This is a genomic window from Colwellia sp. 20A7, from assembly GCF_009832865.1.
GTDB lineage: Bacteria > Pseudomonadota > Gammaproteobacteria > Enterobacterales > Alteromonadaceae > Colwellia.
This window is the reverse complement of sequence record NZ_CP047130.1, coordinates 462451-478336: the sequence shown is the minus strand read 5'-3', so window position 1 is coordinate 478336 and position 15886 is coordinate 462451. Positions and strand designations below refer to the sequence as shown.

Here is a 15886-nt window from a genome sequence, read left to right as displayed (position 1 = left end):
GATAAGTGATTAAACATCAGAAAAGCGTGACGTCCGCTCTAGCATTATCGTTAATACTAATATCAAAAAACATTAACTATTTAAGTTATGCAATCTTACGCCCTTTGGGGATGTTTTTTTCAGGGTCAATATTAATAAGGTTACTAACATTATTAATTTTAGCCCAATAAACAAGTGATAAGTCCCCCCTATTAGACTCCACTAAGGCTGAGCAGTTTTCAATCCAGTCACCATCATTTAGATATAGAACACCCCCTTCTTCAACGATTTCAGGGTGATGAATATGCCCACAGACAACACCATCAAAACCTTGTTTTTTTGCAGTATCGCAACACGCTTTTCTATATCGCGCTATTGCCTTACCAGCCCCTGTCAATTTTCCCTTAATATAACTAGCTAATGACCAATAAGGCTGGCCTGATTTTACTCGCGTCCAGTTATACCAACGATTTAAAAACAACAAAAAATCATACAATACATCCCCAACCCATGAATGCACAGGGCCAAAACAAACTTGTTGGTCAAACTGGTCACCATGTAACACCAAAAGTTTTTTACCTTGAGCTGTTATATGTGTATAGCTTCTATGAATCTCGATATCACCAAAATTCATCCCATTATACTTTTGAAGGGGTTCGTCATGATTTCCAGGTAAATAAATAACTCGAGTGCCATCAGAAGGTAGAGAGAGTAGTTTATGAAATAAGTTATTATGTGCTTTCGGCCAACGAAATTGTTTGGACATTGCCCAAATATCAACAATATCGCCCACAAGATATAAGGTGTCTATTTGACTATGATCAAGAAAATCTAGTAAATACTCAGCCTTACAGTCTTTGCAGCCTAAGTGAATATCAGACAACCAAACAGTTTTATAATGCGCTTTTGACATGATAATTCCCATAATGAGTCATTATAGGTAAGGCTAATAAAGGTTTCTTACAGAAGTGTGACGATTTTTTGAATGTGCTATGACAAAAAACAATATATTGGTGTAAACCACAATGCTGATTATTTCGCGTTATTTTTCATTATCAACATAGAAAACTAGTCAATAGTAAGCATACCACTTAAACTCAACCTTCTTATATAGATATTATTTTTCAATTACTTAACAGTGTTGTCGTTAATCATTAGTTTGAAAATCAGGCAAAAAAAAACGTTCACCTGAAATCAAGTAAACGTATTATAAAAACATGAAACACTAAGGGAATAAGTATCTTCATATAGTAAGAGTACTTATTCGGCTTAAAGTTCCCTACACAATGAAAATAATTAAACTTTATATTTTCATAAAGTACCCACTCTCATCGAACGTTAGAAAATCACTTGCCACACTTAATGCTAAGTAACCTTAAGTTAATAATATTTGCTTATGATGCTTACTTGAATAATGCTAAAGTTAAAAATACTGGCTGCTATATTAAGTTCTATTTCATAGCACCTAAACAAATCTGGCTCTAAAAGCTGTAGGTGTTAACCCTATTATTTTAATAAATACCTTACGAAGGCTATTTACATCATCATAACCCATACTATGAGCAATTTGCTCAAAGCTTTGCGTCGTTGACTCTAGTAATTCACATGATTTTTGTTATAACCTTTATATGTGCTTTATTTCGTTCCAAATGAGTAACGAATCACACTGCATTTATTGCCCATTTTTTATGAATTATTTAAGTCCTTACCCTCCCTATCTTTAAGTCAACGCCAGCTAAAAACCAAGCATTAGAATATGAAAGTTTGTTCATATTTTAATGGTAATATTCCAGTGCTATACTTTTTTGACTAATAAAAAGACAGATATGAAATTAAATTCATATCTCTCATATTAGTGAAACTAAAGTGATTAAATTGATTAATAAAAAAATATAATAATTATAATTATCCTTAGTTATAAGATTTTATAAAAATAAAAATTCAACTTAATTATTCTCTTTTTATATTTAATGCCGCTTCACTATGAATAATTTAGAACAAAGAATAACGGTAAGCATTATATATTTTGATGAACAAAATAATATTTGTTCTTAAATAAATATATACTGTCATTATCATTCATAGGTGTTCTAGCTGCTTAAGTATAAATATTTATATCAGGCTGTAGCTATAAGGTATTAAATAATGTCGAATAAAAGTGGGGGCTTTTTTTCTTTCTTAATGAAAGATAAAATAATTGCTAAATCGGGGTTTAATCGCTGGCTAGTCCCGCCAGCATCTATTGCAATTCATTTATGTATTGGTTCTGTTTACGCATGGAGTATATTTAATCCTGCGCTAATTAAAGAGTTAGGAGTCGTTACTAGCTCATCTGGCGATTGGTCTTTAAGTAATGTCGTTTGGATATTCTCTGTTGCTATTGTTTTTCTTGGTTTATCTGCTGCAGTCGCTGGAAAGTGGCTAGAAGAAGTTGGTCCTCGTTGTGTTGGTGTTACAGCCGCATTTCTTTGGGGTGGTGGCTTTATCATTGGTAGTTTTGGTATATCTACCCATCAATTATGGCTTGTTTACTTAGGTTATGGCGCCCTTGGGGGGTGTGGCTTAGGCTTAGGCTATGTTTCCCCAGTTTCCACTTTGCTCCGTTGGTTCCCTGATAAACGCGGAATGGCTACCGGTATGGCTATTATGGGGTTTGGTGGTGGTGCAATGATCGGCGCTCCTTTAATTTCTTCTCTATTAAAATTCCATGCTGTAGCACCTACTTATCTAGGTACTGAAAGTACAGTAAAATTGATAACTGAAGCGGGTAAACGTTTTGCAGAAACAGCCTCTGGTACGGTAGAAGTTATTGTTGCAACAGCGCATGAAGCTGCAGAAATGGCCTTCCCTGGTGACGCCGGTGTTTATGTTGTTGGCACTGGTGATACTGGTGCTGCTGGCACATTTTTAACATTAGGTATTGTGTACTTTATAGTAATGATTATTGCCTCACTCTCGTATCGTGTTCCACCTGAAGGCTGGACTCCTGAAGGTTGGACTCCACCGGATAAAGATGCATCTGCAAAGAGCATGATTACTCATAACAATGTACATATTGATCAAGCACTGAAAACACCACAATTCTGGAAATTATGGGTTGTTCTTTGTTTCAACGTAACAGCAGGTATTGGTGTAATTGGTGTAGCTAAAACCATGATGGTTGATATCTTTGGATCAACTTTACCTGATGTAGCTACCGCGACCTTTGCTGGTACTTATGTACTCATGATTTCGGTATTTAATATGTGCGGTAGATTTTTCTGGGCATCAATTTCCGACTTTATTGGCAGAAAAAACACTTATCATTTCTTCTTCGTATTAGGAACTATGCTCTACTTGTCGATACCTTATGCGGCCTCTCAAGTGAGTGCAGATCCATCTACAGTATGGTTAATTATGTTCTACGCTGCCACAATGGTTATCTTCACTATGTATGGTGGTGGTTTTGCAACGATTCCGGCTTACTTAGCTGATATATTTGGTACTTTACATGTTGGCGGAATACATGGTCGTTTACTTACAGCATGGGCAACAGCAGGTGTTCTTGGTCCATTCGCTATTACATACCTGAGAAATATGTCTGTAAATGACGCTATAGCCGACTTAGTGTCGAAAATAGATCCGGCGGTATTCCAAGCTAAGTTTGGTTCTGCCGTTAGTCAATTGAATGAGCTTGTTGCCGCAAAAACAGTAACAGTAAGTAAGTTAATGGAATTAGTTCCAGCAGGTACTATTGATCCCACACCAAGCTTATACAATACAACTATGTATGCTATGGCCGGTTTATTAGTTATTGCTTTCTTTGCTAACTTAACCATTCGCCCTGTAGACGCTAAACATCATGTTGAAAACACACATGGTAAATAGTTAATAGTTAATAGTTAATAGTTTTCAACTATACAATTAACTATCTAAACCGCTTTAAATTAATTTAAAGCGGTTTTTTATTTATAACTATGGTTAAAATAATAATAATAATCTCACTAACTATGTGATCATTTCTACTCTGTAAAGGATACCCTTAGATGTCCCAAGGTATCATCTCTTCTAAATCATCAATATCACCACAAGAGGTAGATTCATACCCTGCTAACCTTGACACTTCTTCATGAAACTTATCACTTTTTATTTCCTTAATTAAACGCTGCACAGAGAGTTCCTTTAGGGTTTTATGATGACAAACTAATACATAATGCTCTGTCGTTAAGGGAATAAAATCTAAACCAAATTGACGTGCTGCAGTTTCAATACCAATCCCGACATCGGCCATACCTGACGCGACATAAGCAGCTATAGCAGAATGTGTAAATTCAAACCTATCAAAGCCAATGACACTTTTAGAATCAATCGATGACCTTGCTAATAATTCATCTATTAATAATCGTGTGCCTGAGTGTTTTTGCCGATTAATAAATTTAATACCACTCTTCTGTAAATCTGTCATTTTAGTAATATTTTTCGGGTTATCTTTTTGAACTATCAAGCCTTGTTTACGTGTAACAAAGCGAATCACTTTATAGGTATTCGCTTTAAAGTATTTACTATAAATATCAATTAACCTTTGGCTAACAATATCAGTAGGTAAATGAAATGCCGCTATATTGCACTCCCCTTTGCTTAAAGCATCAAATGATTCTTCATAACTCCGATATTGTAGATCTAATTTAAATTTATTAGTGAAATTAGGTAGCAAAGCAATAGCATACCCATAGCTTGCTGCAATTTTTAACAAGGGTTCTTTGACCATTAAATGTTTTTGTATTTCTAAATTCAATTCTGATGCAATACTGATTAATTGAGGTTCAAATCGTGCTTGAGCTCTTTGTTCAGCCCAAAGTAATTTTTCTCCCAACGGCGTTAACAGCGCCCCTCTTCCTTTTTTTAATGCGACTAGATCAGAGCCAAAAAATTCAGTCCATTTTTTTAATACATTCCAGACGTGTCGATAAGACATCCCCAATTCTGTCGCCGCTATCGTCAATTTTCCAGAATTATGTATAGCACTGAGCAAAACAAAAAGTCGAGGATCCACATACTCACCCTTTTCATCATAAAACGACCATGCTGGTTTAATGTGAATTCTCTTAGATAACGCTATTTTATCAGTCATTTTTGCACCTAATTATTATTTTAATGTAAATTTTAATGGCTTTAACCGTAGATAAATATTTGAGTAATTAGTCTATTTTTTTATATTTAGCAAATAAATCAAACACCTGGATCGAATAAAAAAAAGACACATTTATGAACTATTATTCATATTCTTATACCAAACCAATGGTGATATAGTCAGCGTATAAAAAGAACTATAGACAATAACAAATATGTAATTAATTTCATATATGTATTTTGTCACAACCATCAGGAGTTTGTATGCGAATAGAATTATCCTCCCCATTGTCCAATGTGGAAAACATCATTGATTCTTTAAAAAATAAAAAAGGCTCTTTGCTTCCTATATTACATGCCATTCAAAAAGAAGTGGGTTATATAGCACCTCAAGCAATAGAACGAATAGCAACAAAGTTAAAACAAACACCAGCAGAAATTCACGGTGTTATTAGTTTTTATCATCAATTTCGTGTCGCTCCTCCAAGTGACTATCAAATTCAGATTTGCCGAGCAGAAGCTTGCCAATCTCGAGGAGGTCGACAACTTGAAGAACATGCCAAAGACTTTCTAAATATTGATTATCACGAAATGACAAGTGATAAAAAATTCAGTTTGGATAGCGTTTATTGCCTCGGTAACTGTGCAACAGGTCCTAACATTAGAATTAATGATGAACTTCATGGCCGAATTTCTAATGAGAAATTTAACAAGATTGTTTCTAATTTAGACAGCCAACTGAAGTGAGACAGACTATGAAAATTTTTATTCCACGAGAAAGTACCGCGATCTCATTAGGAGCACATGATGTTGCTCAGGCATTTACCGATTATTCATCACAACACAATATTGACATCAACATAGTAAGAAATGGCTCCCGTGGTTTATATTGGTTAGAGCCGATGATTGAAGTAGAAACACCACAAGGGCGAATGGCATATGGCCCAGTAGAATCATCAGATGTTGCAGGAATTATCGAAGACATCACCAATAATATCCTTCATGAAAAACAACCTTTTCACTCGTTAGCACTCGGTCTAACAGAAAACATTCCCTATCTCAAAAAACAAACGCGTATAACATTTGCTCGAGCAGGTATTATTGACCCAACTTCTCTAGCTGATTATCTTGCTTTAGATGGCTTCAAAGGCTTACAAAAATCACTAGAACTATCTACTCAAGAAATTGTGACAACAATTGTAGATTCAGGTCTTCGTGGCAGAGGAGGCGCTGCTTTTCCTACAGGTATAAAATGGCAAACGGTAAGAGATGCGGGTGCTGAGCAAAAATATATCGTATGTAATGCAGATGAAGGAGATTCAGGTACTTTTGCCGACAAATTAGTGATGGAATGTGACCCATTCATGCTTATTGAAGGAATGATTATAGCTGGGTTGGCTGTGGGCGCTGATCAAGGATATATTTATTTACGTTCAGAATACCTTATCGCCGATGAGATATTACAAAACACAATAGAGACTGCTTATAAAGCAGGTTATTTAGGTAGTAACATTTGTAACAGCGGCAAAACGTTTAATTTAGAAGTAAGGTTAGGCGCAGAAGCCTATATTTGTGGGGAAGAAACCGCACTTTTAGAATCCATAGAAGGTAAAAGAGGCCTAGTACGCTTCAAGCCACCACTACCTGCTTTAGAAGGGCTATTTGGTAAGCCAACTATTGTAAATAATGTACTGTCGTTGGCGGCAGTTCCTTTTATCATGAGTGAAGGTAGCCATTCATATCAACAATATGGCACCAATCGTTCACGAGGTACCTTACCTTTCCAACTAGCAGGTAATGTTAAGCAAGGTGGATTAATTGAGTTACCTTTTGGTTCAAGTTTAAAAGACCTTATTGATGATTTTTCTGGTGGCACCGCCAGCAATCGTCCAATAAAAGCCATTCAAGTAGGTGGACCATTAGGCGCCTATTTACCAACGAATAAATTAGATATCCCACTTGATTATGAAGCATTCTCGAAAGCATCTGCAGTGCTAGGACATGGCGGTATTGTGGTCTTTGATGACAGCGTTGATATGCTAGAGCAAGCCCGTTTTTCAATGGAGTTTTGTGTTGTTGAATCTTGTGGCAAATGTACCCCTTGTAGAATTGGTTCAACCCGTGGTGTAGAAGTCATTGATCGTATAAAAAACGATGAGCGCCGCGCTGAGAATATGGCTTTACTTAACGACCTTTGCGACACCATGGTTGATGGATCTTTATGTGCAATGGGCAGTATGACTCCAATACCAGTACGTAGTGCTTTCACTGATTTCCCTCAAGATTTCTATTTAACGACACAGGTAAACAATCATGATTAATTATTTTGATCCGGCAACAAACACAACATCTAATAAGCCAATCGATTTTAATAAAGATTATGGCACTCCTGCCAGCACTTCAACTCAAAAAGTGTCTATCGAAATTGATGGGGTAACAATAACAGTACCTGCTGGTACTTCAGTTATGCGTGCTGCGGCAATGGCTGATATTAATATTCCTAAACTTTGTGCTACAGATAACATTGAAGCGTTTGGCTCATGTCGTTTATGTGCCGTACAAATTGAAGGTATGCGAGGCTACCCAACATCTTGTACAACACCAGTAAAAGAAGGCATGGTAGTGTCTACTGAAAATAATGACATTGCTAAACTGCGACGTAACATTATGGAGCTATACATATCTGATCACCCACTTGACTGCTTAACCTGCTCAAGTAATGGAGATTGTGAATTACAAGATATGGCCGGAGCGGTCGGCTTACGTGAGGTACGTTATGGCTTTGATGGTGATAATCATCTTGACGCTAAAATTGATGAGTCGAACCCTTATTTCACTTTCGAACCGAGTAAATGTATCACCTGTTCTCGTTGCGTTAGAGCCTGTGAAGAAGTCCAGGGTACCTTTGCCTTAACTATTGAAGGTCGAGGTTTTGCTTCAAAAGTGAGTGCTGGTACTAGCGAAAACGACTTCTTGTCTTCTGATTGTGTCTCTTGTGGTGCCTGTGTACAAGCTTGCCCTACTGCCACACTCACAGAAAAATCAGTTATTGAAAAAGGCCAGCCAGAACATAGCATTATTACAACATGTGCATATTGTGGTGTTGGTTGTTCATTTAAAGCTGAAATGAAAGGCGAAGAAGTTATACGCATGGTGCCCTACAAAGGCGGTAAAGCTAACCAAGGTCATTCTTGTGTGAAAGGTCGTTTTGCTTTTGGTTACGCTACGCATAAAGATCGCGTCACCGAACCTATGATCCGTGACAGCATTGATCAACCTTGGAAAGTTGTTAGCTGGGACGAAGCTTTAGCGTTTTCAGCTAATAAAATTAAAAACATTCAAACTAAATATGGCCGCGAAAGTGTTGGCGGTATTACTTCATCACGCTGTACCAATGAAGAAACCTATTTAGTACAAAAGCTTATTCGCGCTGCTTTTGGTAATAATAATACCGACACCTGCGCACGTGTTTGTCATTCACCTACCGGTTATGGATTAAAAGCAACCATTGGTGAAGCAGCGGGAACACAAACCTTTGATTCAGTGATGAAGTCTGATGTTGTCATGGTTATTGGCGCAAATCCAACTGACGCCCATCCAGTATTTGCTTCACAACTACGTAAACGTTTACGCCAAGGAGCCGAGTTAATTGTAGTAGACCCAAGAACAATTGATTTACTTAATACCGCTCACATAAGTGCTAATCATCACCTGCCGCTAAAACCAGGTACAAACGTTGCCATGATCAATGCCATAGCACACGTAATACTTAGTGAAGGTTTAGAAGACAAAAACTTCATTGAACAACGTACCGATGAATATAACGAGTGGCGTGAATTTATTCTTGATGAGATCAATTCTCCCGAAGCAATGGAAAGTATTACCACCGTAAGTGCTGAACAAATTCGCATTGCCGCTCGTGCTTTTGCGAAGGCAAAAAATGGTGCTATCTATTATGGTTTAGGTGTTACTGAACACAGCCAAGGTTCAACCATGGTAATGGGCATTGCGAACTTAGCATTAGCTACGGGCAATATCGGCCGAGAAGGCGTGGGTATTAACCCTTTACGTGGTCAAAATAATGTTCAAGGCTCTTGTGATATGGGGTCATTCCCACAAGAGTTGCCAGGTTATCAGCATGTTAGTGATGATGTATTACGCGCAAAATTTGAGAAAAGTTGGGGAGTAACCTTAGATAACGAACCCGGCTTTCGTATCCCAAACATGTTTGATGCAGCCATTGAAGGAACCTTCAAAGCTATGTATGTACAAGGGGAAGATATTTTACAATCAGATCCTAATACTCAACATGTACAAGCCGCATTATCATCATTAGAGTGCTTAATTGTTCAAGATATTTTCCTAAATGAAACAGCATTATATGCTCATGTATTTTTACCTGGCTCTTCATTTTTAGAAAAAGATGGTACTTTTACCAATGCAGAACGACGTATCAATCGAGTGCGTAAAGTAATGAAGCCATTGGCTGAATTTGCTGACTGGGAAGTCACTCAAAAGCTATCTAATGCATTAGGTTACCCGATGAATTATCAACATCCTTCTGAAATAATGGATGAAATCGCATCATTAGTACCTACGTTCAGTAAGGTTAGTTATGAGAAACTGGACGAGCAAGGTAGCATTCAATGGCCTTGTAACGAAGAGTTTCCTGATGGCTCACCCATCATGCATGTGGACAACTTTCCAATTGGGAAAGGACGTTTTGCGATCACGCCATACCTTGCCAGCGAAGACCGTGCTAATAAACGATTCCCGCTATTACTCACTACTGGGAGAATACTCAGTCAGTATAATGTAGGTGCACAAACACGACGTACCGCCAATCAAACATGGCACAAAGAAGATGTACTCGAAATACACCCTAATGATGCCGAAGAAAGAGGTATTAATGACGGTGACTGGTTAGGTATTACTAGTCGCGCTGGTGATACTGTATTAAGAGCTAAAGTCAGTGAACGTATGCAAAGTGGTGTAGTATTCACTACTTTCCATCACCCAATAAGTGGCGCTAACGTTATTACCACCGACAGTTCAGATTGGGCAACAAATTGTCCTGAATATAAAGTTACCCCTGTACAGGTTGAAAAAGTCACCTCTCCATCAGATTGGCAGACGCGTTACAAAAAGTTTAGTGCCCAACAAAAAGAGCACTTTAAACGTTCACCTAAAAAACAAAAAGCTAGCATAGGAAGTTAAGTGTGACACTGGAAGATGAACCAAAATTACAAGCGAGCTATTTAACACTACCGGTAACTTATTGGAAGCAAGGTAGTGGGCAAGAGCAAGTAAATCTTGACTGTATCGCCGAAGAAGTCCCTATTGCAATGGTTTACAATGGAATTTCTCACGCAGTTATGATGGCCTCGCCTGCTAATTTACATGAATTTTCTTTAGGTTTTAGCTTATCTGAAGGCATTATCAATAACGTAGCAGAAATGTATGATATTGAGCTTGTAACCAGTGAAAAAGGGATAGAAGTACGTATTGAAATTAGTTCTGAACGTATGATGTCTTTGAAATCACACCGACGTAATCTTACCGGCCGAACAGGCTGCGGTTTATGTGGGAGTGAATCACTGGAAACAGCTATTCGGCCTATTAAGAGTGTAACACCACAACCGTTACCTTCTTCCCAAGTTATTCAATATGCCCTGTCACAATTAAGTGAACATCAAAAACTACAAGCGCTAACTGGCGCAGTTCATGGTGCAGCCTGGTGTGACGCAGCGGGGAAAATAACTTTATTATGTGAAGATGTGGGTCGACACAATGCTTTAGACAAGTTAATTGGTAGTTTAGCACTACGTAAAATCAATACCCAAAGTGGCTTTGTTGTGATTTCAAGCAGAGCAAGTTATGAAATGGTACAAAAAGTGACAAGTGTCAATATAGCTACCTTGGTAGCAGTTTCGGCACCAACAGGGTTAGCCATTACCTTAGCAAACCAAGCTAATCTTAACTTGATTGGCTTTGCTCGCCCAGGTAGACACACTTTTTATACCAAATTTGATAAATAAATAGCTAAAAAATAGGAAGATATAGTCATGAGTAGTTCTCAAATTGAAAACCTAGTTAGTATGCTTAACCAAATTGCTAATAATAATAATTACAAAAAAACAGATGAAGAAACGGCAAAAGTCGTAGCTAATCATGTAAAAAGGTTTTGGGCACGATCAATGAAAGAAAACATACTAAAGTATGCTGCTAATGATGGTGCACAACTATCTCCCACCATAAAATTAGCATTAACTCAGCTTTGATATTATCCCCTACCTAAAAAGAGGGGATTAGTAAATATACTGCTAGATTCAAGTCCATCAACTTAATTAAAGCTCCATAAATCTACTTATAGTTTAGCGCTTATACCAGTTTCATTAATTAAGTGAACAATTAAATACGTAGAAAAAATTGCCAAATACAAGGCTTTTATTTCAATAACTATTTGTTCTAATTATTAAATAAATAAAGATGTAGTTGGTGATTTTAGCAAGTAGAAATGATCACATAGCTAGTGAGATTGGTATTAATATGCAAAGTAATTACAATAGATAGAAAACAGGATATTTTAGCGGCAATATATTTCTCAATAAGAAATTGAGTGAAATGTCAGATTGAAATTCTGAGTATAGAAGTTCTGAATATATAAATGATGACTATATAAATGAGTACTGTGTAGCTAACCGTGTACCATTTTGATTGAGAATAATAATATAAAGAAGAGTTTTAGAAAACCGCTTGAATTATTATAAATAAATCAAGCGGCTACTAAATTTGTGAGATGACACATAAGCCGGGTTTTGTATCTTCCATAGGAAGTGACAATCATTCGTCTAGGCCTTAAATCGCTCTAAGGCTCAAGCAACCTACCCGGTTTCCACGCGAGCCACGCTTATATTACCAAAACTTGCGTTTTAATAATCATGAAACCCTATTTGGTCTTGCTCCAGGTGGAGTTTACCCTGCAATTACTGTTACCAGCAATCCGGTGCGCTCTTACCGCACCCTTTCAGCCTTACCTGTTCTATATTAATAAATTAAGATAGCCATCGGCGGTCTTCTCTCTGCTGCACTTGTCGTCGGCTTGCGCCGCCCAGGCGTTACCTGGCACCCTGCTCATCGGAGCCCGGACTTTCCTCCCCCCACTAAATAAATTCAGCAAGCAGCGATTGTCTAGTCAACTCGAGCGCATTTTACCTGTTAGTATTCTAATGAGCAAGGATCTGTTTCTCTAAACACACTGATAACGGTAAAGAAGTATAATAATGAACACTCAAAGCAACGATGTGATGCTCTATACTTTTAAGCTTAGCGCAATATCATAAAGTGCATTCTTTTTTACACCATAAATTTCAGCAACAATGGCACAGGCTTTTTTCGGCTTCATTTCAACTAACAATAGCTTTAGGGTTTTAATGACTTCTGCAGAAATCTCATCCGGATCAGCCTTATAACCTTCAATAATTAAAACCATTTCACCTTTAAGTTGGTTAGCGTCTTGCTCAAGCCAAGCAAGAAAATTCTCAGCGGTATCTGAATGGATAGTTTCAAAAGTTTTTGTTAATTCTCGAGCAATAACCACATAACGTTCGCCACCTAAAGTAGCCACTATGTCTTTTACTGTATCAATAGCACGCCTAGGGGCATCATAAAAAACCATCGTTCTAGGTTCATTAATTAATGATAATAACGTACTTTGTCTTGCACCTGCCTTTGAAGGTAAAAAACCTTCAAACGAAAATCTATCCGTAGGTAGTCCAGCAACACTTAACGCAGCAATAGCAGCACAAGCTCCAGGAATGGGAGACACAGGTAAATTCAAGCTGCGACAATGTCGTACTAAATGGAAGCCTGGATCACTAATTAACGGCGTTCCCGCATCAGACACTAAAGCAATACTTTTTCCTTCTTGCAATAACTGCGCGATATAATCTTGTCGTTGGCGTTCGTTATGATCATGCATTGATAATGTTTTATTCTTAATAGCATGAGCAGACAATAGTCTTTGTGTATGTCGGGTATCTTCACAGGCAATAATATCAACTTGAGTTAATACCGATAACGCTCTTGAACTGATATCACCTAAGTTTCCAATAGGTGTAGCCACTATATACAAAGTACCGGGATTTATTATGTTTTCACTCATTTCAACTTACTTCTTTCATTGATACTTATTAAGGTGCAGGATTTAGTTGAGACTCACTGCAATGGCGTTTATTATAACCCTACACAGAGTTAAAAATGCATGGATTTTTCCACTTGAGTCAAACTAATTTTCTAGTGTTTAATTTATTTAAACAAAAGCACGCCAATGTATCTTTTATACTATTGATATTGATAACGTTATTTATTTCTGCTTGTAGCTCTAAACCTACAACCCAAAAAGAAAGCACACCGATCAACAAAGCTACGCCTAGCGAAGTCAAAATAACGGAAACAGCGGAAGAAAAACTCGCTGAGGCAAAATCACTAAATGCTAAATCACCACGTGATGAACAATCATTACTTGCACAACAAGCAACCGTTAATAAATTATTAATTGAAGCAAGTGAGCTTTTTGTTCAGCAGCAGAATTATACTAAGGCGCTTTTATTAGCAAATGAAATTACAACGTTTTACCAAGAAGACTATCAAAACACTTACACATTATTAGTAATAAAGGCACGTAGCTTATTCGGATTAAACTATTTACCAGAAGCTCTGCAACAATTACAACTGGCTAATGAATTAGTGGACTACACCATTAGTGAAAGCAAAATCACATCACTTCAGCTGTCCTTCGAATACCATCAAGTCTTAAGTCAAATATTAGCGCAAAAAGGACATAATGTATCAGCGCTTACTGCACAGTTGAATGCTTTTTCTTTAAACACAATACCTTCCAATGATGATATTCAAGCCATTTGGCATAACCTTGAAGTTTTACCACAATGGCAATTAAAACAACTTATTAATAATAAACCTCCTTTAATTAAAGGCTGGGCAACATTACTAAATTATAGCCATCAATTTGGCGCTAATGCAGAACAATTTTCTCGTTATTTAAATTTATGGCAACAACAGAACCCTGATCATCCTGCGGTAAACATAATAGAAAAATTAAAAGAAACAAATTTAGCAATACATAACCCGATAAACACAATTGAAAATAGCATTGAAGGCTTATCTAGAGGTGATTTTGAAGGTAATAATGAAAAGTCATCTGAAAATTTATATGAAAATTTATATGAAAAAACAGATGAAGTTATTACTGATAAGAGTAAGAATATCGCGATTTTATTACCGCTTAGTGGTAGTCAACAAAAAGCAGGCTTAGCTGCCCAACAAGGTATATTAGCGGCTTATGAAAGTAATATAGAAAGTAATATAGAAAGTAATATAGAAAGTAATATAGAAAGTAATATTTACTTCATTGACACTAACAAAGTTGACTGGGAAAGCTTAGCGGCACAATTTTCTGAACACAATATCAATCAAGTTATTGGCCCTTTACTAAAGCCAAATGTTGAACTGTTCTTAGAACTAAGTACACAACACCCGGTACTGCAAGTTCCTACGCTATTATTGAATTTACCTTCTGAACATCAACTATCTGAAGTGCAAGTAGCCTTATCAATGCGCCCAGAAGATGAAGCAATTCAAGCAGCTGCAACACTTAGCCAACAAGATTATCATAACCCAATGATATTAAGCCATAATGATAGAGTTTCAAAACGTATCGCTCACGCCTTTAGACAGCAATGGTTAACCTCCACAGGAAAATCATTAGCTATAGTTTACTTTACTCAAGGTAAACAAATGCAGGCAAGTCTTAAAGAAAACCTAGACATTAATGCCAGTCAGGATCGTATAAAGCAATTAAGTAGCAGCCTGAAAAACAGCATAAAATCAGAAGCTAGAAATCGTCGTGATATTGACATGATTTACCTTATTGGTAGTGCAGCTCAAACCCGTTTAATTAAACCTTATATAGATGTAAATATAAGTCCATTTGCTGAAATTATCCCTGTATATGCAAGCTCTAGAAGCCATAGTAATTTTAATGACAAATATAATGCTAGCAGCACTAATGATCTACATGGCCTTACTTTTACTCAAATACCTTGGCTATTAACCTCAAATGAACAAGATAAAACACTAAGTCAACTTAGCGATACATTATGGCCTAAACGTTCTGATAGTTTATCTAGAATCTTTGCTATGGGATTTGATAGTTATCAACTCTTAACTAAAATACCGCTAATGAAACAAGCACCTTATATTCGTCATTTTGGTCAAACAGGTGAACTTACATTAAACAATGAAAACATAATTACCCGCAGCCTAATTTGGGGACAGTATAAAAATAACATGGTGACACAAATTGGCATGGAATAAAGCGCCAACAAGTCAAAGTAAGGGCAAAGCAACAGAAGCATTTGCTCAACAGTATTTAATCCAACAAGGTTTGCTTTTTATAGATAAAAACGTTCACTCCCGACAGGGAGAAATAGATCTTATTATGAAAGATGGTGATACACTCGTCTTTGTTGAAGTAAAATATCGTAAAAACAACTATTATGGCGGTGCTATTTCGGCCGTTTCCCAGTCAAAACAACAAAAAATTAAACATTGTGTTGCATTTTTTCTGCATAAAGCCAACTTAAATGAATATAATACCCCTTGTAGGTTTGACGTTGTTGCCTTAGAAGGTGATATTAATCAACCACAAGTTACTTGGCTGAAGAATGCTTTTTAGTCGTGTTTAAGCAATACCAAAATATTGGAGTTATTTAGCCCA

At 36.9% G+C, this 15886-nt stretch carries 11 protein-coding genes, 1 other RNA gene and 1 pseudogene; 8 read left to right on the top strand and 5 right to left on the bottom strand.

Features of this window, described 5'->3' with window-relative positions; all coding sequences use genetic code 11:
* Window positions 1-85 precede the first annotated feature (85 nt).
* Entirely contained in the window at window positions 86-892 is an 807-nt protein-coding gene (locus GQS55_RS02035) for a UDP-2,3-diacylglucosamine diphosphatase (protein WP_201294552.1), read from the bottom strand.
* A 552-nt stretch (window positions 893-1444) separates the two neighbouring features.
* A pseudogene (locus GQS55_RS19940) lies at window positions 1445-1573 on the bottom strand (AraC family transcriptional regulator); the annotation flags it as partial.
* A gap of 551 nt (window positions 1574-2124) precedes the next feature.
* Here GQS55_RS19940 and GQS55_RS02025 point away from each other — a divergent pair.
* A complete protein-coding gene (locus GQS55_RS02025) occupies window positions 2125-3846 on the top strand; it encodes an OFA family MFS transporter (RefSeq protein WP_159817471.1) in 1722 nt (573 codons plus the stop codon).
* A gap of 154 nt (window positions 3847-4000) precedes the next feature.
* On the opposite strand, the gene GQS55_RS02020 is transcribed toward GQS55_RS02025, so the two are convergent.
* Window positions 4001-5089, bottom strand: a complete 1089-nt coding sequence (locus GQS55_RS02020) for a substrate-binding domain-containing protein (RefSeq protein WP_159817469.1) — start codon at window positions 5087-5089, stop codon at window positions 4001-4003.
* Window positions 5090-5352: 263 nt separating this feature from the next.
* Here GQS55_RS02020 and GQS55_RS02015 point away from each other — a divergent pair, with 263 nt between their 5' ends.
* Genes GQS55_RS02015 through GQS55_RS01995 form a run of 5 tightly spaced genes read left to right on the top strand, consistent with a single transcriptional unit; the run spans window position 5353 to window position 11369 of the window.
* On the top strand, window positions 5353-5835 hold the full coding sequence (locus tag GQS55_RS02015; RefSeq protein ID WP_159817467.1) for an NAD(P)H-dependent oxidoreductase subunit E: 483 nt from the start codon (window positions 5353-5355) through the stop codon (window positions 5833-5835).
* 8 nt (window positions 5836-5843) lie between these two features.
* Window positions 5844-7409 carry a formate dehydrogenase beta subunit gene (locus GQS55_RS02010; RefSeq protein WP_159817465.1) on the top strand — a complete coding sequence of 522 codons (1566 nt, stop codon included), beginning with the start codon at window positions 5844-5846 and terminating at the stop codon, window positions 7407-7409.
* Window positions 7402-10305 (top strand): formate dehydrogenase subunit alpha, encoded by a 2904-nt coding sequence (gene fdhF, locus GQS55_RS02005; RefSeq protein WP_159817463.1) that lies wholly within the window; start codon window positions 7402-7404, stop codon window positions 10303-10305. Before GQS55_RS02010 ends, fdhF begins: the two co-directional genes overlap by 8 nt.
* 2 nt (window positions 10306-10307) lie before the next feature.
* A complete protein-coding gene (gene fdhD / locus GQS55_RS02000) occupies window positions 10308-11126 on the top strand; it encodes a formate dehydrogenase accessory sulfurtransferase FdhD (protein WP_159817461.1) in 819 nt (272 codons plus the stop codon).
* Between the two features lie 27 nt (window positions 11127-11153).
* Window positions 11154-11369 carry a formate dehydrogenase subunit delta gene (locus GQS55_RS01995; protein ID WP_159817459.1) on the top strand — a complete coding sequence of 72 codons (216 nt, stop codon included), beginning with the start codon at window positions 11154-11156 and terminating at the stop codon, window positions 11367-11369.
* 510 nt (window positions 11370-11879) lie between these two features.
* On the opposite strand, the gene rnpB is transcribed toward GQS55_RS01995, so the two are convergent.
* An RNA gene (gene rnpB / locus GQS55_RS01990) (RNase P RNA component class A) lies at window positions 11880-12291 on the bottom strand.
* A gap of 109 nt (window positions 12292-12400) precedes the next feature.
* Complete coding sequence (rsmI, locus tag GQS55_RS01985) at window positions 12401-13252, bottom strand: 16S rRNA (cytidine(1402)-2'-O)-methyltransferase (protein WP_159817457.1); 852 nt, start codon at window positions 13250-13252, stop codon at window positions 12401-12403.
* Between the two features lie 113 nt (window positions 13253-13365).
* Between rsmI and GQS55_RS01980 the strand changes: the two genes are divergently transcribed.
* Window positions 13366-15483: a penicillin-binding protein activator gene (locus GQS55_RS01980; RefSeq protein WP_159817454.1), complete on the top strand. Its 2118-nt coding sequence runs from the start codon at window positions 13366-13368 to the stop codon at window positions 15481-15483.
* Window positions 15470-15844 (top strand): YraN family protein, encoded by a 375-nt coding sequence (locus tag GQS55_RS01975; RefSeq protein ID WP_159817452.1) that lies wholly within the window; start codon window positions 15470-15472, stop codon window positions 15842-15844. The genes GQS55_RS01980 and GQS55_RS01975 overlap by 14 nt, the downstream gene beginning before the upstream one ends.
* Window positions 15845-15886 lie beyond the last annotated feature (42 nt).